Raw genomic sequence first — 20,797 nt, 5'->3', positions numbered from 1 at the left:
TGAAGGCTTCGGCCGGCGAAGGCCGGAAGCGCAGAAAACCGCGCTAGTCGGCCGCCAGAGTAGAATTATCAAAAGGTCCTTAGATAAACTGCACCTGGACGATCTCGTACCCTCGGGCGCCGCCCGGAGCATTGACCTCGATGGCATCGCCGACTTCCTTGCCGATCAGCGCACGCGCGATCGGCGATGAAATCGAGATGCGGCCCGACTTCACGTCCGCTTCCTGGTCGCCGACGATCTGATAGGTCTTCTTTTCCTCGGTGTCCTCGTCGACGAGCACGACGGTCGCGCCGAACTTGACCTTGTCGCCGCTGAGCTTGGAGACGTCGATGACCTCGGCGCGCGCGATCAGATCCTCAAGCTCGTTGATGCGGCCTTCATTGAGGCTCTGCGACTCTTTCGCCGCGTGATACTCGGCATTTTCGGACAGGTCGCCATGCGAGCGCGCTTCGGAAATCGCCTCGATGATGCGAGGACGCTCCTCCTGCTGGCGCCAGCGAAGTTCTTCCTTCAATGACGCGAACCCCTCGCCTGTCATCGGGACCTTGATCATAGCCTGACCTTTCTGCCGCCACCCCCGTTTTCGGGAGGGACCTTGTCAATAGGTACAAAAAGAAAACGGTCCGGCAGCCTCGGGCTAACGGAACCGTCTCACCACAATTTCCCTGAATATAGCGATCTTTGCGCGATTTTCACGCCCAAAAATTGAAGTTCGGCAAAATGATCACCGCTTTCGCGGGTCCGCGGCTGACGGCGAGCAATAAAAAACCGGCTGCGATTGCTCACAGCCGGTTCGAGAGGCTTCGAGCCCTGTTCAGCTCCTCAGGAAATGATCGATCTGCTCGGACAGCATGCCATATTCGCGCGAGCCCTTGCCGGTCCGCTTTTCGATTTCCTGGAGCTGCTGCTGCGCGCCGGCGAGATCGCCGATCTGCAGATGCGCCTCGCCGAGATATTCGCGCACCAGCGTGTAATTCGGGTCGATCCGCAGCGCTTCCTCGTAATAGCCGAGGCCGACGGTGACGCGGCCCGAATGGCGGTGCGAATAGCCGAGATAGTTGAGGATGCGCGGATCCTGCTTGTTGGCGGCGAGCGTCAACACCGAGATCGCTTCGTCATAGCGCCCGGCCATCGCCAGATCGTGGCCGGCCTCGTAGATGCTGTCGTCGTCCAGCATGCCATATTGCGGCTTAACGCATTTGTTCTTCTTCTTGTCCCAGACCTCGCCCTTCTTGCAGGTGGTCGTCTGGCCACCGCTGCTGCCGCTTTCGCCAGCCGCAAATGCCGGCGCAACGAACAGCGGCAGCGCCGCAATAGCCATGACCTGAACAAGTAAACGTCTGCGCATCGAAGCCTCCGTGAGTGTGACAATGCCAGATTAACGCCGCCTTGGCGCGGTTTCATCCCGAAATGCGGACGACTGCCTAACTATTTTGAACGGTCGGACAGTAGCCGATACCTGCGGACGTGACGCGCGCTTTAATTCCGCTATCATCGGACCAAGCGCATCACGTGGAGAAGGACCGTGCAGCAGCGCCTCGAGAAGGAGTGGGAACTTTCGATCGATCCGGACACGGTGCGCCTGTTCATCCTCAAGGCGAAGGCGCTGAGTGCTGCCGTCAACGAGGACTATGACGACGGCGCTGAGCACGAGGTCGAATTCGACGGCGACACCCATGACAGCCACCATCATGACGGCCTTGTCGAGGAAGCCTCGGAAGACCTGACCGAGGAAGAATTGCGCGAGCTGATCAACGATCTCAATATCGACGAAGCGGCCGAGCTGATCGCGCTCGCCTGGGTCGGGCGCGGCGACTATGAGGCATCCGAATGGGCGGACGCGGTGGCCGCCGCCAGGGAGCGTCCCAGGAAGCGCGCGGCCAAATATCTGCTCGGCCTGCCGATGCTTGCCGACTGGCTGGAGGAAGGCCTTGAAGCCATCGGCGCGTAACGCGCCGGTAACCGATTGTGATCGGCAAGGCAGCCGACACAGGCAACTTCGCAACGCGACCGCCGTTTCGGGGCGATGGCAACGCTGAGCTTTTCCCGATTTTGCAGATTGGCGCTGCCTGTGGCGGCTGCGGTGCTGCTGGTTACGCCGGCCATGGCCAAGCATCATCATCGGCATAAAAGACACCTGCCGCCGGCCAGCCAGAGTGCCGCTCCGGCTCCGGAAACGCCGCCGGCGACCCCGGTTCCAGGGTCGCGTCCGCAGGATCTGGAGAACGGCACTGAGAAGTCCGGGCAAGGCAAGCCGCGCGCGGACGGCAGCGACGACGTCCTCAACCAGCAGAAATCGCATCCGAAATGGGACGCCCGTCCGCCGCGTTCGAAGAGCGCTCAATCCGCGCCGCGGACGGAATCCGAGCCGCAGACGCCGGATGTCGTGCCGACGCCCCCGCAGAAGCCCACCGAACTGGAGCCGGAGCCGCCGGAAACCGCGCCGCAGCCATCGGAAAGACCCGAACCGCCGGGCGAGGAAAAGATGCTTCCCGATCCGCGCTCGGCCGACATGCCGGCCGACACGATGCCGGCGGAAGAAACCGCGTGCCGCGAGCGGCTGAAGGCGCTGGGCGTCGAGTTCGAGGAGCACAAGGCCGAGCACGATGCGGAAATCGGCTGCTCGATCCCCTATCCGGTAATTTTGAAAACGCTCGGCAAGTCCATCGGCATCAGTCCCGGTACCGAGCTCAACTGCCGGATGGCCGAGGCGGCGGCGCGCTTCATGGCCGAAATCGTCCAGCCCACGGCGAAGGCCGAGCTCGGCGCCGATTTGAAGTCGGTCAACCAGGGCTCGGCCTTTGTCTGCCGCCCGCGCAACGGCACCCGCAAACTGTCCGAACACGCCTTCGGCAACGCGCTCGACATCGCCAGCTTCACCTTGTCGGACGGGAGGAAGATCGAGATCGGGCCGACGCCGCCGGAGAAGGACGCAAAATTCCTCGACGCGGTGCGCAAGGCTGCCTGCGGGCCGTTCAAGACGGTGCTCGGGCCAGGCGCCGATCCCGACCACGCGCTGCATTTCCACCTCGATCTGGAGCCCCGCCGCCACGGCGGAACCTTCTGCCAATAGGTGAATTCCGAAAGTCTTGCCCGCGCCAAACCAAGAACAGCGCCGCAATTCCGCCCCATGCATGAATGCCGGCGCTGATCTTTCCTTTACTGTTGGCGGTTAACCTTGTGCCATTCGGATCATGATCCCAGTTGGGCTCGGATCTTGGGGGACAAGGACGCCTTTCAATGGCTCGAGGACTTGGCGCCATGCTGGTGGCGGCGCGACGGAGCAAGCGTGTCACGATCGTCGGGCTGGCCGCGGGCGTCGCCATGGCGGCGATATCGGCCTGCACGACCGGCGACGTCTTTGCGCTGCAGCCGGCCGTCGATGTCGGCAGCCAGACGGCAGCCGTGCCGCAGCCCGATGCGCCGCAATATTCCGGAATGCAGCGTCTTGTTCCGTCCAACCCTTATATGACGCAGGCCGCCTATCCGCGCATGGACGAGCCGATGTCGCCTCTCGAGCAGATGCCGGCCAGCGAGATCGACTGCCGCAACGAGCTGAAGCGGATGGGTGTCGTCTATCAGGATGTCCAGCCGATCCATGAGGGCCAGTGCGGCATCGATTATCCGGTAAAAGTCTCGGCCATCGGCAACGTCGCCATGACGCCCGCGGCGACGCTGACCTGCAACATGGCCGCCACCTTCGCCGCCTGGACGAAGAACGAGCTGCAGCCGGCTGCCCGCTGGCGCTATTTCTCCGGCGTCAAGGCGATCCATCAGGGCTCCAGCTATTCCTGCCGCAACATCGCTGGCGAAGGCGTGCTGTCCGAGCACGGCAAGGGCAACGCCCTCGACGTCATGAGCATCGAGCTCAACAATGGCGACGACATCGACGTCCGCAAGCCCGGCCTGTTCGCCTTTCGCACGCGCGGCTTCCTCAACAATGTACGCGCCGACGGTTGCGAGTATTTCACCACGGTGCTCGGCCCCGGCTACAACTACGACCACCGCAACCATTTCCATTTCGACATCAAGAACCGCAAAAGCGGTTACCGCGCCTGCCGCTGAGGCTGCTCTGCCCAAAACGGCCAACATCGCATAAAATGGTCGCGCGTGGATTTGGGAGCGGTTGGCTGTGGGTGGGCGAAGCCTGAGACGACGCGCGGCGATCTGGATCGCGGCCTTCTGCGCCTTCTACGTGGCCCTCGCCTATCTCGCCGCGCCGGAATTCTGGACCTGGCGGGAGCGCGGCTTCCGCACCCGGCCCTTCGAGATGGTGACGCATACGCCGCAGGGCATTACCGGCGACCCGATCAATGTCGGCCTGGTCGGCACCGAAAAGGAAGTTGTCCACGCCTTCGCCGTCGCCGGCTGGGACACTGCCGATGCCGTGACGCTGCGGACCGCGATCGACATCGGCGAAAGCGTCTTGTTTTCCCGCCCCTATCCCGATGCGCCGATGAGCCGCCTTTTGTTCGAGGGCCGAGCCCAGGACCTGGCCTTCGAGAAACCGGTCGGCGACAGCGCCGACCGGCGCCACCACGTCCGCTTCTGGCAGACGGACACGGTGGGCGACGACGGCCGCCGGCTCTGGCTGGGCGCCGCGAGCTTCGACCGCGGCGTCGGCCTCAGCCACGATACCGGCGCCGTCACCCACCATATCGGCCCCGACATCGACGCGGAGCGCGACTTCCTGATCGGCGATCTGAAGACCGCCGGCCTTCTGGCCTCCACCAGCGAGATACCCGGGATCGGCGCCACCAAGGCCGGACGCAATGGCGGCGGCGATCCCTATTTCACCGACGGCATGGCGGTGATCGGCGTTCTGAAGACGCAGCAGTGACGGCGCACCCGTCACGCGCGCGCTGACGCCGAAGGTGCGCGTCGTCGTCGACGCGCTTGTCGGGCATTTTTCGGCGCCGCTTTGGGATGCCGCCTGAACAGCGCGCCTGTCATGTTCCAAAAATACCGACGGGCTATTTTCGAACGCACTGCAGCAATGCTATTGACCGCCCATGCTATATGTTGAAATCGCCGTCGTGGCCGTCCTCATTCTGGTGAACGGCCTCTTGTCGATGTCGGAGCTCGCTATCGTCTCGTCGCGGCCCGCCCGCCTCAAGGCGATGATCGACCGCAACGTCAGGGGCGCCGGCCGCGCGCTGGCGCTCGGCTCTAATCCCGGCAAGTTCCTGTCCTCGGTGCAGATCGGCATCACCCTGGTCGGCGTTCTCTCCGGCGCCTTTTCGGGCGCGACGCTCGGCGAAAGGCTGGCGCAATATCTGGCGTCGACCGGCATCCGCGAAAACATCGCCGATCCTGTCGGCGTCGGCATCGTCGTCGCTTTGATCACCTATGCCTCGCTTATCGTCGGCGAGCTGGTGCCGAAGCAGATCGCGCTCAAGGATCCGGAGCGCGTCGCCGTCAGAGCCGCGCCGGCAATGACCATCCTCGCCACCTTCTCGGCGCCGCTGGTCTTCCTGCTCGACCTCTCGGGCCGAGCCGTGCTTTGGCTGCTTGGGCAGGCCGGCGAGACCGAAGAGAAAGTCACCGACGAGGAGATCAAGATGCTGGTCGCCGAGGCCGAGCATCACGGCACCATCGAATCCGACGAGCGCCGCATGATCGCCGGCGTCATGCGTCTCGGCGACCGCGCCGTGCGCGCCGTCATGACGCCGCGCACCGAGGTCGACTGGCTGAACCTGCAGTCCGACGAGACCACCGTCAAAAAGCTTCTGATGGATACCCAGCACTCGCGCCTGCCCGTCGGCGACGGCAATGTCGACGCCATGGTCGGCGTTATCCAGACGCGCGACGTGCTGGCCGCTCTTCTCGCCGGCAGGGTGCTGGATCCGCGCCAGCATGTGCGCGCCGCCCCCATCGTGCATGACCAGGCCGACGCGCTCGACGTCCTGCAGAAGCTGAGGGAATCGGACGTGCCGATGGCGCTCGTTCATGACGAATACGGCCATTTCGAAGGCATCGTCACGCCGGCCGACATCCTCGAAGCCATCACCGGCGTGTTCCGCTCCGACCTCGAGGCCGGCGAGGAAGAGAACGCAGTCAAGCGCGATGACGGCTCGTGGCTGCTCGCCGGCTACATGCAGGCCGACGAGATGGCCGAGGTGCTTGGCATCGATCTGCCCGAAAACCGCGACTACGAGACCGTCGCCGGCTATGTGCTGTCGCATCTGCATCATCTTCCGACCACCGGCGAATGCGTCGACGCGCAAGGCTGGCGTTTCGAGGTGGTCGACCTCGACGGCCGCCGCATCGACAAGCTGATCGCCACCCGCCTGCCCGACGGCCATCGCCCTGTGGCGCGGCGGTAGCCAGCACGGCCTGCTAGACGTAGCCTCTACCGCATAGCCAGATGCGGATTGAGACCAATTTGAGGGCGGCGAGACAGCCAGCTTGTCATATCGGGTGACAATACGGCGGAACTGCTTGGCAGGTCATATAGGCTCATGCTGAGCCTGCATTAGATTCAGCCGCGATATGAAAGTCTCGGTCGGAAACGACCATTGCGAACCTACGCCCAAGAAGGATATGTTGCCGCGGCGCGCAGGCATCCCGCTTCATCATCGCGCATGTTCCATGAAAGCAAAGAATAGATTCGACTCGCTCATGCACGCGGTCTGTGTTGGTCATGGCTATTGTGGAGGAAGGCACGGCGACAAGTTCATGCATGTCACCGATTTTATTCCTCAATCCGGCGATGTTACAGCGGATCAGTTCGTGGAATGGGTATTTCTAGCTGAATATGAGAATGAGAGTGAGCGAATGTCTCCCAGATGGGATCGGCATCGCCAGAGGATGCGAGACTATTTTGTTGAGCACATGGGATCAGACGTCGTCGATGCCAGCCAACTAAAATGTGGCGTGGAGGGCTAAGTCAACCCTTTACTCTGCTTCCCACTCATCTCGGTCATACCGCATTTATGAGTTTACGACCTAGTTCTCCGACACAGGGATTTTGAAAGATTGCCGTTTGTCTTGGTGCAAGATTTTCCGTTCATTTCCGTGAAATCAGCACAAATGCCGGGGATTGGTTGAAGCCGCCCCAACTTCGTCATTCTATGGCGGAGCAAGGAGCGAAGCGACGCGGCGCAGACCATAGAATCCATTCCGTGACTTGGAAGCGCCGCCGCGGTGCAGAATTTTGCTCCGTTGCACGCCTTGACGAAGGTAACGGCATGGATTCCAGGGTCTTCGCGACGGAGCTTCGCTCCTGCTCCGCCCTGGAATGACGATCGCGATGGGCGTTTTCGGCCAATCTCCAACGCATGCCACCAACGCAAACAGAGCCGACCGGTCAAAATCCCTGAGCAGTGCCACTAGGATGAACTTCCGGCTTTGGCCGACGTTCACCTGAATGGTCACGAACGTCTTCGTCTTTGGCACCTTGAAAAGAGGGTTTCCCCTGCACGAGCAGGGTTTGAGCGGGGCCGCGTTTTCTGGCAATCGTCGGACGCATGAGCGGTTTCCAATGCTGATTGCTGGACCTCGCTTCGTTCCGATGATGTTCAACGAACCGGGTGTCGGTTTCCAGGTCGCCGGCGAACTCTACGAGGTCGATGATCGCACCCTCTCGCGCCTCGATGCCATTGAATCCGTCGGCGCGCCCGGCAGTTTGCGCGTGCCGATCGAGGTTGAGCATCTCGAGGGCGGACAGTCGACCGCAGCGCAGGTCTATATGAAATCCCGGCATCTCGCAGATCCCGTGCATTCGGGATATCTCGCCTGTTACAATAACCGGCGCTTCGTTCTTCCTGCGAGAACGTAGCGACTTCGCCCGCCTCCGGAAGTTTTGTATTTTCGGTTCAAGAAGCGGTTGGCCTGCCACCGCTCGAGCTTTCCCATCCGGCGGCAGCGATCGTGATCAGAGCGGCGCCGAGCAGCAACGGCCTGCGCCGCTTCCTGACGACGGCACTTGAGGCCAGTTAGCTTGGCTATTCCCGGACAAAGGTGTCGAGGCTGGTGCCGAAGGCGCGCCAGGTTCCTACCTGCTTGCGGGAAGCGGTTTCGCCCTCCTTGCCGGTGATGGTGCTGCCGGCCACTGTCAGCCACATCGTCTCCAGCTTGCCGTCCCGCAATATGCCGGTGTAGCTCACCGCGGCGGGGCCGGCCGTACCCTCGCCGGCGGCCGTTACTCCAATCACGTCGCCATGCGCGATGCCGGATATCGGCACGGTCTGTCCATAGAAGCTGCTGTCTTCGAGCGCCGTGCGAAACGTGCCTTCAATCCGGCCGCCGTCCTCGCCGGTGATGTCGAGGACGGACCCATACTGATTGCGCCATCTGCCAAGCCAAGGCATCCCGCTCCTCCACGACTGTCCTGTCTTTGTCTTCGGTGGATTCGGGCCTGCATCTAACGCGCCGTTCCGAGCGGTCAACAGTGCGACGGCTTAAAGGGATCAGCCCGGGATCCAGGCAAGACAGGCAGCTCGGCAAATCGAAAGGGGCAGCGCTGGCGCCGCCCCTTTCTCACTGGGAGGACAGTGTCGATCGACCGCTCAGGCGGCCTGGGCTTCGCCGGCGATCGCGTCGGCGGCGCGGGCCGCTTTCAGCACCCTTGCCCACCAGGCGACGTCGTTGACCAGCGCGGCGGCCGACTGGTTCAGGTGCTCGAGATCCTCGAGCTTCTTCTCGCCCTGGCGAACCGCAAGGAAATCGCCCCAGGCGATGTGCACCGCCGACTTGACGGGCGCCATCTGCAGCTCGATGGCGATCAGGCGAAGGTGCTCGATCGCGCGCGAGCCGCCGACGCTGCCATAGCCGACGAAGCCGGCCGGCTTCTTGTTCCACTCATTGGCGGCGTAATCGATGGCGTTCTTCAGTACTCCGGTCGGGGCGTGATTGTATTCGGCGGCGGTGAAGATGAAGCCGTCGAACTCGGCGACCTTCTTCTGCCAGCGCTGCGCCACTTCGTTCTGCGACGGCGCCCAGGCGGACGAAGCGACCTCGTCGAAGAAGGGCAGCGGCCAGTCGCGCAGATCGACGATCTCGACATCGATATCGGCGTGCGACTTGGCGATCTTGGCGATCCACTGCGTCGGCACGTCGGCGAAGCGGGCGGCGCGCGTCGAACCGACGACAATGGCGATTTTGGGCTTGGACATAAGGGGCTCTCCTTGCGGGAATTTCTGGTATCGTTTGGATACCGGCGCTATATGTGATACTGACAAATCGACGCGCAAGGAGGCACTTCTTTGTTACTGAGGCACCCGCACAACACCGAGGACTGCCGGGCCGTTTCAGAAATCCTGCAACGGGTCGGCGACAAATGGACGGTGCTCGTGGTCGGCAAGCTCGGCGGCGGACCAATGCGCTTCAACGAATTGCGCGCCGCCGTTGGCGGAATTTCGCAAAAGATGCTGACCACCACCTTGCGCGGTTTGGAGCGCGACGGCTTCGTCACGCGCAAAGTGTTTCCGACCATTCCGCCACGTGTCGATTACGAGCTCACCCAACTCGGTCACGAGCTCCTCGTGCCGGTCGGCGCGCTCGGCGAGTGGGCGCGCAAGAACACCAATCGGGTCCGCGAAGCGCGCGCGAAATTTGACGGCCTCCAGGCCTGAAACCCTTGCAATGCAAGGGTTTTTAGCCTGCCTATGAAACCGTGGGCCTCAGCGCCGGTCGCATCGCGTTTTCGGTTTGGATCGGAGCCTCCGCGGTTCCGCCGCTGGCGTCGCCGGGCAACCGGTTCGCCAGGATGACCCGTCTTTAGCCGGCAACCGATCAGGCACTTGGGGCAGTGCTGTCGCAGCACGCCCTCGAGCAGCTCTCCCGCTGCGCGGCCTTCTTGTCGATCGCCTTCGGGCCTCGCATGCAGGCGACGCGTGGAAGGTCTTTGCTGACTTCCATGTAGGCCGTTATGCCGAGCAGGCAGACCAGAGCAATAAGGGCCGCCACGAGCCAGCCGTTCAGCATATGTTGACGCATTGTCTTTCCCCCGCGCCTACAAGGTGGGGCGTGAAGGCAACCATTGGATGTCGCGAAGCGCATCTCCCGCGCAGCCGTTGTTACAAAGCGGCAAGTCTGGGGAGAATCAGTATCCCGCCGGAGCGTCAGCTCTCGGCCGGAACCGGCTTCGGCTTGCCTTCGCCGTCGAGCGCCACCATGACGAAGTCGGCATGGGTGACCTTCTCCATCAGATCGGAAAGATAGCGCTGCGCCCACGCCTCGACCTTGAGCACCATCGAGGTGCGGCCGACGCGCTCGACATGGGTGTAGATGCAGAGCGTGTCGCCGATCTTCATCGGCTTGGCGAAGGACATCTCCTTGACCGCGGCGGTGACCACGCGGCCCTTGGCGCGCTCGGCGGCGCGGATGCCGCAGGCAAGGTCCATCTGCGCCATCACCCAGCCGCCGAAGATGTCGCCGGCCGCATTGGCGTCGGACGGCATGGCGAGCGTGCGCAAGGTCAGATCGCCAAGCGGCTTGCCGTCCGCGTAATGCACCATCGCGAAATCCTCTCCTGAAGCGATCGCCTCATCCCGTAGCGTCGCTCCCTTCACCCGTCAACGCGCGCACTGCTGACAGCCGGAGCTTTCAATCCTAGGCTATGCCCACAGAACGGCCTGCGGGGGAAGGAATTGGCTTTGCCGCTCAATCGCATCGTCCTTTACGTCGGAAACATCGAAGCGGCGGTGACTTTTTACGAAAGGCACTTCGGCTTCAAAGCGCATCGTGAGGAAGGCGACAGGATCGTTGAGTTGGTCAATCCGGCCGGTGGTGCAAGTCTGATGCTTCATCTCGCGGCGAAGGGGCAGAAAAAGGGACAATCGACTGTCAAATTGGTCTTCGATGTCGAAGACGTCGAAGCCTTTGCCGCTTGCAGCGCCAAGGACGGGCTGGAATTCGGCGCCCTGCACCGGGGCGACGGCTATGCCTTCGCCAACGCCCGCGATCCCAGCGGCAATCCGATATCGATTTCGAGCCGCGCCTTTCGGAAAGACGACAGTACCGTCGGCTAAGCACAAAGGCGCCGGTCGCTTTTTTCACAAGCCATGCCGGAAGCCACGGCGACGCCGCAAGCCGGCAATGTCTAGGGTAAGCGCAACATTGCGGAGCCCGCCTTTCCATCATGCAGACTTACGACTTCATCATCGTCGGCTCCGGCTCGGCCGGTTCGGTCGTTGCCGACAGGCTGTCGGCCTCGGGCCGCTTCTCGGTGCTGGTGCTGGAGGCCGGCGGGACCGATCGGCGGTTCTATGTCCAGATGCCGCTAGGCTACGGCAAGACCTTCTTCGATCCGGCCGTCAACTGGAACTACAAGGCCGAGCCGGATCCCGGCCTGGCCGGCAACAGCGATCACTGGCCGCGCGGCAAGCTGCTTGGCGGGTCGAGCTCGATCAACGCCATGGTCTATATCAGGGGCGCGCGCGAGGATTTCGATGCCTGGGCGGCGGCCGGCAATCCGGGCTGGACATATGACGACCTCCTGCCCGCCTTCAAGGCGATGGAAGACAATGCGGCGGGCGCCGACCAGTGGCGCGGCGTCGGTGGCCCCTTGCACATCACCGACTGCACGAACGCGGTGCATCCGCTGACCAAGCGCTATCTTGCCGCCGCCGAACAGGCCGGCCTGCCGTTCAATCCGGACTTCAACGGCGCCTCCCAGGAAGGCGTCGGCGTCTACCAGATCACGACGAAGAACGGACGCCGCATGTCGGCCGCCCGAGCCTTTCTGCGGCCGGCGATGAAGCGCTCAAACGTACGCGTCGAGACCAATGCTCTGGCGACGAAAACCCTGTTCGAGGGCAAGCGCGCCGTCGGCATCGAATACGAGCAGAACGGGCAGAAGAAGACGGCTCGCGCGGGCCGCGAGGTGATCCTGTCGGGCGGCTCGATCAACTCGCCGCAACTGCTGCAGCTGTCCGGCGTCGGCCCTGCGGCCTTGCTGGCCGACTTCGCTATCCCGGTCGTGCAGGCCAATGACAATATCGGCGCCAATCTGCAGGACCATGTCGGCATCAACTACACTTTTAAAGGCAAGCTGCCGACGCTCAACCAGGTCCTTAGGCCCTGGTGGGGCAAGCTGCTCGTCGGCATGCAATACATCCTCTTGCGCTCCGGTCCGCTGTCGCTGTCGATGAACAATGCCGGCGGCTTTTTCCGCACCGACCCGTCGATGACGCGGCCGAACATGCAGCTCTACTTCCAGGCCTTCTCCACCGTCATCCCGAAGAGCGGCGAGCGTCCGATCCTGACGCCCGACCCCTGGCCGGGCTTCTCGATCGGCCTGTCCAACTGCCGGCCCTCGAGCCGCGGCGAGATCATGATCCGCTCGAGGGACCCGCGCGACTATCCGAGGATCACGCCCAACGCCTATTCGACCAATGCCGATGTCGACGAGATGCTGGCGGCGGTGAAGTTCGTGCGCAAGATCGCCTCGATGCCGGCCCTGGCCGAGATCATCGAGGAAGAGGTTCTGCCCGGCCCGTCGATCCAATCGGACGCCGACCTGATCCAGGATTTCAGGAAACGCTCAGGCACCGTCTATCACCCGGTCTCGACCTGCCGCATGGGGCCTGATGCGGCGCGCGCCGTCGTCGACCCGCGGCTTCGGGTGCACGGGCTGGATGCGTTGCGCGTCATCGACGCTTCAATTTTCCCCGACAACATCACGGGCAACACCAACGCCGCCGCGATCCTGACCGGATGGAAAGGCGCCGACCTGGTTCTGGAGGATCACAAATGAAAATCACCGAAGTGAAGACCTGGATTGTCGGCAACCCGCCGCCCGGCATCGGCGGCAAGTATTTCATCTTCGTCAAGCTCACCACCGATGGCGGCGTGGTCGGCTATGGCGAAGCCTACAATGCCACCTTCTCCGCGCACGTCACCGCAAGGATGATCGAGGACATGGCCGAGCGCTATCTCGTCGGCCGCGATCCGCATGACATCGAGAATTTCTTCCGCCGCGCCTATTCCTCCGGCTTCACCCAGCGCCCCGACGTCTCCGGCATGGGCTGCTTCTCGGCGCTCGAAATGGCCTGCTGGGATATCGTCGGCAAGGAAGCCGGCAAGCCGGTCTACAAGCTGCTCGGCGGCCAGGTGCACGAGACGCTTCGTTCCTACACTTATCTCTATCCGCACACCGGCAGCGTCCATTCGGAAGATGCGCGCGGCAAGAACGTCTATAACGACCCCGACATGGCTGCCGCCTGCGCGCTCGAATATGTCGAGCAGGGTTTTAACGCCGTGAAGCTCGATCCGGCCGGCCCCTACACCGCCTATGACGGCCATCAGCCGCGCCTGATCGACATCGACCTGTCGGCGCGCATGGTCAAGGCGATCCGCGAAGCAGTCGGTAACAGGGCGGATATCCTGTTCGGCACGCATGGCCAGTTCACCGCCTCCGGCGCGCTGCGGCTCGCCCGCGCCATCGAGCCCTACGATCCGCTCTGGTTCGAGGAGCCGGTGCCGCCGGATATGCCCGAGGTGATGGCGCAGGTCGCCCGCGGCACATCCATTCCGATCGCCACCGGCGAGCGGCTGACGACGAAGTTCGAGTTCGCCCGCGTCATCGAGAACCGCGCCGCGACCATCCTGCAGCCGGATCTCGGCCGCTCCGGCGGCATCCTCGAGACCAAGAAGATCGCCGCAATGGCCGAAGCCTACCACATCCAGGTCGCGCCGCACTGCTATTGCGGCCCGATCGTCGGCGCCGCCAACGTCCAGCTCGCGGTGACGCTGCCCAATTTCCTGATCCTGGAATCGCTCAAGCAGTGGGACGGTTTCCACGCCACGCTGCTCAAGAAGAAGATCGAGTGGCAGGACGGCAACGTCATCCCCTCGAAGGAGCCCGGCCTCGGCGTCGAGCTCGACGAGGCGGTCTGCGACGCCCATCCCTATAGCGGCAAGGAGCTGCATCTGCAGATGATGCAGACGCCGCTGATGCCGTGACCCTCGCTTACGCCTTCGTCGGCCTTGGCCATCTCGGCGGCAACCTTGCCGCCAGCCTGCTGCGCAACGGCTTTGCCGTCACCGTCTTCGATCGCGATCCGGCAACGGTCGAGCGCCTTGTCGCGCTCGGCGCCACGGCGGCGACGAGCCCGGCCGATGCTGCGGTGCGCGCCGGCAATGCGATCACCTGCCTGCCCTCGCCGAAGGTCAGCGAAACAGTGCTCACTGGTCCGGACGGATTGCTCCAGGGCCTCCCCGCGGGCGGCACCTGGATCGAGATGTCGACCAATGGCCGCGACGAGATTTTGCGACTTGCCGCCCTTGCATCGAAAAAAGGCATTGAGACGCTCGAATGCCCGGTGACCGGCGGCGTGCACCTGGCCGCGATGGGCAGGATCACCGCCCTCGTCGGCGGCGACGCCGCGCTCTATGAGCGGCACCGCCCGGCCATCGAGGCGATGTGCGCGAAATCCTTCCTGATGGGCCCGGTCGGCTCGGCCGCGGTGATCAAGGTCATCACCAATATGCTCGCCTTCATCCATCTCGTCGCCGCCGGCGAGGCGCTGATGCTCGCCAAACAGGGCGGGCTCGATCTCGCCCAAGCCTACCACGCCATCGTCGCCTCTTCCGGCAACAGCTTCGTCCACGAGACGGAGAGCCAGCTGGTGCTCAACGGCTCCTACGACATCGGCTTCACCATGGACCTGGCGCTGAAGGACCTCGGCTTCGCGCTTGCCATGGGCAGGGATTTCGGCGCGCCGCTCGATCTGGCGACACGCGTCAACGCGATTTTCGAGGAGGGAAAACGCGCCTATGGCGGTGGCGCCTGGTCGACCCAAATCGTCAAGCTGCTGGAGGATGAAGTCGGCACGGAGCTTCGCGCACCGGGCTTCCCGGCAAAGCTCGAAATTTGAAACAGCGGGATCGTGGAATGAAATCAGGGCTTTGAGTAAGCCTCCGGAATCATCCCCGCAACGAATTGAATCGGAACTTCAACATCTCGGTTGGTTCTCAGGCAGAAGTTCCGACCAGACTGCATACCTCGACAATTGGCGGAACCGGCCTTCCCTTCGTCATACTCGGGGCTTGACCCGAGTATCCATGCCGCGACCAAGCCGAAAGGTGCAGCGGTGAAGAATTCTGCACCGTGGCTGCGCTCAGGACTCCCGGCATGGATCCCAGGGTCTCCGCGACGGAGCTTCGCTCCTGCTTCGCCCAGGGATGACGACGCCGCGGGGCGCTCCACCCCTGGCCAACGTCTTGATTCAACCTCTCAGCGTCAGCGCGCCGGGCAGGATATCGAACGTCGCCGGAATCCGGCCTGGCGACTCGCCGTCTATGTCGACCAGCGCGCCGTTCTTCTCGGCATCGCCGAGCGGCTCGACCAGCACCTTGCGGCCACGCAGGATGGTGATTGCCGGATGGTTGCGATGGCGGCCGCCATAGAGCAGGCGGAGGTCGCGGATCAGCCCAAGCTTGCCGGCGGCCCGCAGGATGACGATATCGAACTGGCCGTCGGCGAGCTCGGCGTCCGGCGCGATCATCATGCCGCCGCCGAAGAATTTGCCGTTGGCCACCGCGACCAGCGCCATGCGCGCCTCGACCGGCTCGCCGTCGTCGATGGTGATCCTGACATCCTGAAAACGGTAGCGGATGAACTCCAGCACGGTGCGCCAGAAGAACAGCGCCTTGGCCGAGACCCTGCCCTTGCGCTTGTCGGCATTGACGGCGCGATCCGTCGCGCCGGACAGGCCCAGGCTGGCGATGTTGATGAAGTGGCGGCTGGCCAGCGCGCCGTGATCGTCGATGTAGCAGATGCGGCCGGCATCGATTTTTCGCGCCTTGGTATCGGCGATCCGCTTCAGCGCGGCGTCGATGCCGCGCGGCAGGCCAAGCCCGCGCGCGAAGTCGATGCCGGTACCACAGGGCAGAAGCCCAAGCGCCGCTTCCTGGCCGGTCTCGTCCTGTGCCTGCAGCAACCCGTCGGCCACCTCGCTGGCGGTGCCGTCGCCGCCTGCCGCGATCACCAGGTCGCACCCGCCGGCGGCGAGGTCGATTGCCAATCGCTCGGCGTCGCCGCTGGCCTGCGTTTCCCGCAAGTCGAAATCGCCGAAATTCCTGTTGAGCGATGCCGCGGCCTCCGCCCAATGCCGCTTGAGCCTGCCGCCGCCGGCAATCGGATTGAGAACCACCCCGACTTTCAAGTCGACCTCCCCCGAGGCAAGTCGCGCAACAGGCGCGGCGGCAACCGCGCTGGTACCCAAAATCTTTAGCCGACATTGAAACGCGGACCGGGCGCCGGAGCAAGGCTCCAACGTCCAGCGGTCACAGAAAAGCGGGGCAGGCTGTCTAAGCGGTTCGGTCGGCGGATTCCGCTGCTTTTGCCATTGGTCCCCGATAATCCCGCTATCCACAGGCTCACCGGCATTCCCCCGACCCCTTACCCGGCGTACATTCAACTCATCTCAGGCGGCTACCGAACGCCCCGCCGAAAGGCAAAAGCGCAAGGCGGATTTCCTGAGGCCCGTACGGCCCGGAACGAAAGCAGGCTCGCCTGTTTGAGGGACGGATACCGAGACCTACGGGTGCCGCGGAAAGCGTGCTAACGCCGACGGCGGACCGATGCTGCCATGAAGGCCGGGAAAAACCTTCGATGGCACGCTGGGCGAAGCCCGCAAGGGTGGAGATCGGCGTGGTCTGGAACGGGAGCTGCCCTGGGCGGCGACTGGCAGGACCGTCAAAATCAAGGCCGGGCTGGCGCGACGACTTCACGGAAGTTGCTGCCTTAACCGGTTCCTGATCTGACAGGGAGGCGCTGGGAGAAATCCCGGCGCCGACTGTCTTTTGGTGCATCCCCAGGCGCGCAGTGGCCCCTGCGGAGGCCGCTTGCCAGCAACAACCTGTTCCTGCCCGGGGTTCGACCAGGCCGGTGCCAAATTGGAACATGTCCACGCCGGCGACTGAGGCATTTCGGTCACAGTTCCCGGCGGAGTACCTTCGGAAACGTCCCGTCATCCACATTTCACAATAGCGGCCAAATCCCGCCTTGTTCGGCGTGGATTGATGCAACCGGGGTGCAGAGGGCAATTTCGAAGGGACAAGACCGTGATCAAGACCGCCCTTGTCGCCATGACCATTGTCGGCTGCGACTGCGACGCCAAGCTGTGCGAATATATCGGCGAGACGCCGGCCAAATGGGCGACGCTCGCCGACTGCGAAGCGGCGATGAAGAGCCAGATGCTGCACCAGCGCAATTTCAACTATCCGCTTGTTTCAGGCATTTGCCGCGTCAAGGGCTCGGCCTCTTCCTCCGAGCTTGCCGAGAAAGCTTCCAGGCCGGATCTGAAACCCAGGAACCGCGTCGTCGAAACCATCGCCCCGCTGCCGCCCGAGCTCGACCATCGCCCGAGCGTCCCGGTCGGCGGAACGGTGACCGCCAGCGAAACGGAATCGGCAAAGCCGGTCGCCTTCGACAGGTCGGTCGATGGCGGCCGCGCCGTGCTCTACCGCACCAAGGCCGGCTATGCCGTGGTCAAGACCGACCTCAGCCGCGCTGCCGGCGCAACGGTGGACGCGGCGAAGCGCTCGGCGAACTGGCTGGCCGGATTGACCGGGCTGTAAGCCTGCCCACGGTTCAGGTCGGCCCGAGCAGAAGTGAAGCCATTCCCTTATCATTGCCCGATGACAAAGGCGTAGGGCCGCTTCGCAACCGCAGATCGGATTGATCAAGCCGACACATTGCCCGAAGATAACGCACAGGATATTGGCCTTCACCGGGGGGTGTCATGACAATTGCCGTTCGTATCGCGTTATCCCTGCTGCTGGCGCTCGCTCCCTTGCATGCCAAGGCGGAAGGCGACGACAAGGCCATGGTGATCGCATCCGACGACGCCGAGATGGCGGCGGCGGTCGAGAAGGCGCGATCCAGCCTGGATGAATTCCTGGCTTTGTCCGACGCTCCGCCGCCGGGGACCGACAAGTTCAAGCTGAAGGTGATGATCGTCGACGGCAATGCGACGGAGCATTTCTGGATCATTCCCTTCAAGCGGACCGCCAACGGCTTCGTCGGCATATTGGCGAACGAGCCGGAAATCGTTCAAAACGTCGTCCTTGGCCAGAACATCGAATTCGCCAGGGACGACATTTCCGACTGGGGCTACACCAGGAACGGCCGCCAGGTCGGCAGCTTCACCGTCTGCGTGATGCTCAAGAAGATGTCGAAGGAAGACGCGGATTACATGCGTTCTGCATACGGCTTCGATTGCTGAACCCTATCCGGCCACTTCATCTCGCGCGCCGACCTTGCGCTCCGACATGGGAAAAATCGTCACGAGTCGGGCCGCGACCCGCTGCTTGAGCGCGCCACCCAGAACTTCGATCGGCACCAGCCGCTCATGGTTGCCTGCCCGCAGCCGCACGAAGAAATGCATCCGGTAGGCAGCGATCCTACCCCGCGTGGCCGGATCGGCGCTGACATCGACGACGAATACCGAGCCTATGCGTGCCGGCCATGGCTGCCTGGCAAGAGCCGTTCCGAGGAAATCGCCGAGTCCATAGGCGATCACGCTGTCGCCGATGCGCTCGACGGGCTGCAAGACATGCGCATGATGCCCGGCGATCAGCCGGACGCCGCGATCCGCCAGCCGCCTCGCCAGCGCCCGCGTCGCAGGTCGTGGAAAATGCCGGAACTCCCAGTCCCAATGCGGCACGGCGCAGATGAGATCGATGCCCGACGCAGCGTCGCGCGGCCATTCGGCGGCGCGCATCGAGATGCGTTCTTCGAACGGCGCGGCATCCGTGTTGCGCCACAGCGTGAAGGCCGCAAAGCCGATCGTCAGCGATCCGGCCGCATGACGCTGGACAGGCCCGCCGGCAACCGTGCCGATGGTCCGGATCCCGAGCCGGTTCAGTGCCGCGAGTGTTTCCTCGAAACCGGCGATGCCCTGATCGAGCATATGGTTGTTGGCCAGGGACAGAACGAGTCTGTCGCGCGCGATGCCGGCGGCTGCGAGCGCATCGGCCAGGAAGCGCTCGCTCATCGCATGATGCGTGCCGAGCCGGGTGCCCATTACCGCGCGTGCGCGTTCGACGATCGGGCTTTCGCAATTGCCGACCACGAGGTCGGCGGACGAAAGCAGCGTCGTGATTGCCGGATCGCATTCCGGCGCATCGCGATTGGCGACGGCCGAGATGTCGCCGACGAAGGCCAGCCGCACCTTCCGTGTGGGCTGCGGATCGAGCAATGTCGCCGCCGGCGCCGCGAAGCCGCTTCTGTCGCCGGCAAGCGACGGTCTCAGCAGGCGCGGCAGCCACGACAGTTTATAGGCAAGCGGATAGTTCGACACGGGCCCATCCAGTTTCACCCTGTGTAGACTGTCTGATGGGCCGGTTGAAGCGGGTTGCTGGCGATCCCGCGGCGGGCATCTCGGGCTGACCGAAATGTGTGTATGCTCGCGACGTCGAGTAGTGGAGGGCGATGACGATGCGTAGAACGATCCTTGCAGCAGCCTTGTTTGCATTCCTGCCGGCGTCCTTCGCCTGGGCGGAGATGCCTGACGCGGCCAAGTCCATGTTCGAGGCGAAGAGCGTGGCCGACCGGAACACGGCGCTGTCGACGCTGGAGGCGGCAGCGGCCAAGGACTCGGCCTCGGCCTATGCGGCCGGCGCCGGCGAATTCTTCACTGCGCTCGAGCTCCTCGCCGGCGGCCTGCATCGCCACGGTTTCGAGAGCCCGAAATCCTTCATGCTGCCGCTGATGCGGTTGCCGGTGCCCGACAATCCCAACCCGCAGCCGCTGACCTACGAAGACTTCCGCGCCATCCTGGTCGCCTTCCGCGACCGGCTCGAAAAATCCGCCGTCACGCTCGGCTCGGTGCCAAAAGATGCCGATATCGGCATGGTGGTCGATCTCACCCATGTCGGCATCGACCTCAACGAAGATGGCAAGCTCGCGCCCGACGAAAGCATCGCCGCCATCATGGCGTCGCTCTCACGCGGCAGCGTCGACATAAGCGATGCCGCGCCTTCGCTCACCTTCCGCTTCGACCGCGCCGACGGTTTTTGGCTGCAAGGCTATGCCGAGTTCCTGATGGCGCAGGCCGATTTCTGGCTGGCGCATGATTTTCGCAATGCTTTCGACGGCTCGTTCCACATGCTGTTCCCGCGCGCGAAGCTGCCTCTGCAGGATACGCTCGTGCCGCTGGACGGCGGCATGAGCGGCAACATTTTCGCCTCGGAATGGCGCTTCGCCGACTTCATCTCGCTGGTACATCTCGTCAACTGGCCGGTGGTCGAGCCGGAACGCCGGCAGGCCGCGCGCCGCCACCTGCTGGAGATGATCCGCCTGTCGCGCGAAGACTGGAAATCGATCTTGGCCGAGACCGACAATGACCGTGAATGGCTGCCGGGACCGCAGCAGAAAGGCGTCAATCCGCTGACCGGCCTCGAGGTCGGCGAGGAACAGGTGCAGGCCTGGCTCGCCACATTGACGGTAGCTGAGGATCTTCTCCAAGGCCGCGCGCTGCTGCCGCATTTCCGCATCGCCGGCAAGGGCATCAACATGAAGCGCTTCTTCGACGAGCCGAAACCTTTCGACCTGGTGCTGTCGATCACCGGACCCGGCATCGCGCCCTATCTCGAAAGCGGCAAGATCCTCACCAGCGACGATTTCGACCAGATCCAGCGCGAGTTCAGCGGCGCCGGTTTTTTGACCTTTGCGCTGTGGTTCAATTGAGGACCGCTGTCTTGGGTTCCTCGCCCCGTGAAATGGGCCACGCTATGCACAGATCTTCTGTGACTGGCGCGACTGATCAGGCCGAGGCTTGATTGCCACGTGGTTCCCCCAATCCGTCGCTGCTTCGCAGCGCCACCTTTCCCCCTCCGGAGGGAA

Annotated in this window: 21 protein-coding genes; 14 read left to right on the top strand and 7 right to left on the bottom strand. The window is 63.5% G+C overall.

Features of this window, described 5'->3' with window-relative positions:
- Positions 1–79 precede the first annotated feature (79 nt).
- A complete protein-coding gene (greA, locus tag FJW05_RS07505; RefSeq protein WP_095766573.1) occupies positions 80–553 on the bottom strand; it encodes a transcription elongation factor GreA in 474 nt (157 codons plus the stop codon).
- Positions 554–814: 261 nt separating this feature from the next.
- A complete protein-coding gene (locus tag FJW05_RS07500; protein ID WP_140541488.1) occupies positions 815–1,348 on the bottom strand; it encodes a tetratricopeptide repeat protein in 534 nt (177 codons plus the stop codon).
- A 177-nt stretch (positions 1,349–1,525) separates the two neighbouring features.
- Between FJW05_RS07500 and FJW05_RS07495 the strand changes: the two genes are divergently transcribed.
- The 6 genes from FJW05_RS07495 to FJW05_RS07470 all read left to right on the top strand — a co-directional run bounded on the left by FJW05_RS07495 (position 1,526) and on the right by FJW05_RS07470 (position 7,780).
- Positions 1,526–1,951, top strand: coding sequence for a DUF3775 domain-containing protein (locus FJW05_RS07495; RefSeq protein WP_140629839.1), 426 nt, complete (start codon positions 1,526–1,528; stop codon positions 1,949–1,951).
- A 75-nt stretch (positions 1,952–2,026) separates the two neighbouring features.
- On the top strand, positions 2,027–3,073 hold the full coding sequence (locus tag FJW05_RS07490; protein WP_140629836.1) for an extensin family protein: 1,047 nt from the start codon (positions 2,027–2,029) through the stop codon (positions 3,071–3,073).
- Positions 3,074–3,240: 167 nt separating this feature from the next.
- The gene (locus FJW05_RS07485) at positions 3,241–4,065 is read left to right on the top strand and encodes an extensin family protein (RefSeq protein ID WP_140629833.1); all 825 of its coding nucleotides are present in this window, start codon (positions 3,241–3,243) and stop codon (positions 4,063–4,065) included.
- Positions 4,066–4,132: 67 nt separating this feature from the next.
- Positions 4,133–4,840, top strand: a complete 708-nt coding sequence (locus FJW05_RS07480; protein WP_140629830.1) for an LssY C-terminal domain-containing protein — start codon at positions 4,133–4,135, stop codon at positions 4,838–4,840.
- Positions 4,841–5,012: 172 nt separating this feature from the next.
- Positions 5,013–6,326: a hemolysin family protein gene (locus FJW05_RS07475; protein ID WP_140629828.1), complete on the top strand. Its 1,314-nt coding sequence runs from the start codon at positions 5,013–5,015 to the stop codon at positions 6,324–6,326.
- A gap of 1,043 nt (positions 6,327–7,369) precedes the next feature.
- Entirely contained in the window at positions 7,370–7,780 is a 411-nt protein-coding gene (locus FJW05_RS07470) for a gamma-glutamylcyclotransferase family protein (RefSeq protein WP_140629825.1), read from the top strand.
- A gap of 166 nt (positions 7,781–7,946) precedes the next feature.
- Here the strand turns inward: FJW05_RS07470 and FJW05_RS07465 are convergent, their stop codons facing one another.
- Together FJW05_RS07465 and FJW05_RS07460 are read right to left on the bottom strand one after the other, a co-directional pair.
- Positions 7,947–8,312: an avidin/streptavidin family protein gene (locus FJW05_RS07465; RefSeq protein ID WP_140541494.1), complete on the bottom strand. Its 366-nt coding sequence runs from the start codon at positions 8,310–8,312 to the stop codon at positions 7,947–7,949.
- Positions 8,313–8,510: 198 nt separating this feature from the next.
- Positions 8,511–9,116: an NADPH-dependent FMN reductase gene (locus tag FJW05_RS07460; RefSeq protein ID WP_140541495.1), complete on the bottom strand. Its 606-nt coding sequence runs from the start codon at positions 9,114–9,116 to the stop codon at positions 8,511–8,513.
- A 90-nt stretch (positions 9,117–9,206) separates the two neighbouring features.
- On the opposite strand from FJW05_RS07460, the gene FJW05_RS07455 reads away from it, so the two are divergent.
- Entirely contained in the window at positions 9,207–9,575 is a 369-nt protein-coding gene (locus FJW05_RS07455; RefSeq protein ID WP_140629822.1) for a helix-turn-helix domain-containing protein, read from the top strand.
- Positions 9,576–10,064: 489 nt separating this feature from the next.
- Here FJW05_RS07455 and FJW05_RS07445 read toward each other — a convergent pair whose 3' ends face one another.
- Positions 10,065–10,460, bottom strand: a complete 396-nt coding sequence (locus FJW05_RS07445) for an acyl-CoA thioesterase (protein WP_042646168.1) — start codon at positions 10,458–10,460, stop codon at positions 10,065–10,067.
- 138 nt (positions 10,461–10,598) lie between these two features.
- Between FJW05_RS07445 and FJW05_RS07440 the strand changes: the two genes are divergently transcribed.
- The 4 genes from FJW05_RS07440 to FJW05_RS07425 all read left to right on the top strand — a co-directional run bounded on the left by FJW05_RS07440 (position 10,599) and on the right by FJW05_RS07425 (position 14,822).
- Positions 10,599–10,973: a VOC family protein gene (locus FJW05_RS07440; RefSeq protein ID WP_140630934.1), complete on the top strand. Its 375-nt coding sequence runs from the start codon at positions 10,599–10,601 to the stop codon at positions 10,971–10,973.
- 110 nt (positions 10,974–11,083) lie between these two features.
- Positions 11,084–12,700 (top strand): GMC family oxidoreductase N-terminal domain-containing protein, encoded by a 1,617-nt coding sequence (locus tag FJW05_RS07435; RefSeq protein ID WP_140629815.1) that lies wholly within the window; start codon positions 11,084–11,086, stop codon positions 12,698–12,700.
- Positions 12,697–13,908: a mandelate racemase/muconate lactonizing enzyme family protein gene (locus tag FJW05_RS07430; protein WP_140629813.1), complete on the top strand. Its 1,212-nt coding sequence runs from the start codon at positions 12,697–12,699 to the stop codon at positions 13,906–13,908. Before FJW05_RS07435 ends, FJW05_RS07430 begins: the two co-directional genes overlap by 4 nt.
- Positions 13,905–14,822 (top strand): NAD(P)-dependent oxidoreductase, encoded by a 918-nt coding sequence (locus FJW05_RS07425; protein WP_140629810.1) that lies wholly within the window; start codon positions 13,905–13,907, stop codon positions 14,820–14,822. Before FJW05_RS07430 ends, FJW05_RS07425 begins: the two co-directional genes overlap by 4 nt.
- Before the next feature lie 351 nt (positions 14,823–15,173).
- Here FJW05_RS07425 and FJW05_RS07420 read toward each other — a convergent pair whose 3' ends face one another.
- Complete coding sequence (locus FJW05_RS07420; RefSeq protein WP_140629807.1) at positions 15,174–16,112, bottom strand: diacylglycerol kinase family protein; 939 nt, start codon at positions 16,110–16,112, stop codon at positions 15,174–15,176.
- Between the two features lie 901 nt (positions 16,113–17,013).
- Here FJW05_RS07420 and FJW05_RS07415 point away from each other — a divergent pair.
- The gene (locus FJW05_RS07415) at positions 17,014–17,529 is read left to right on the top strand and encodes a hypothetical protein (protein WP_140629804.1); all 516 of its coding nucleotides are present in this window, start codon (positions 17,014–17,016) and stop codon (positions 17,527–17,529) included.
- Positions 17,530–17,693: 164 nt separating this feature from the next.
- Positions 17,694–18,176: a DUF2314 domain-containing protein gene (locus tag FJW05_RS07410; protein WP_140629801.1), complete on the top strand. Its 483-nt coding sequence runs from the start codon at positions 17,694–17,696 to the stop codon at positions 18,174–18,176.
- Positions 18,177–18,179: 3 nt separating this feature from the next.
- On the opposite strand, the gene FJW05_RS07405 is transcribed toward FJW05_RS07410, so the two are convergent.
- Positions 18,180–19,253, bottom strand: a complete 1,074-nt coding sequence (locus tag FJW05_RS07405; RefSeq protein ID WP_140629798.1) for a CapA family protein — start codon at positions 19,251–19,253, stop codon at positions 18,180–18,182.
- Positions 19,254–19,384: 131 nt separating this feature from the next.
- Between FJW05_RS07405 and FJW05_RS07400 the strand changes: the two genes are divergently transcribed.
- Positions 19,385–20,641: a hypothetical protein gene (locus FJW05_RS07400; protein ID WP_140629795.1), complete on the top strand. Its 1,257-nt coding sequence runs from the start codon at positions 19,385–19,387 to the stop codon at positions 20,639–20,641.
- Positions 20,642–20,797 lie beyond the last annotated feature (156 nt).

Origin of the sequence: Mesorhizobium sp. B2-9-1 (assembly GCF_006439455.1) — a bacterium.
In the GTDB taxonomy this organism is placed as follows: Bacteria; Pseudomonadota; Alphaproteobacteria; order Rhizobiales; family Rhizobiaceae; genus Mesorhizobium.
Note: the sequence above shows the minus strand (reverse complement) of the source record. Positions and strands in the feature narration are given on the sequence as shown.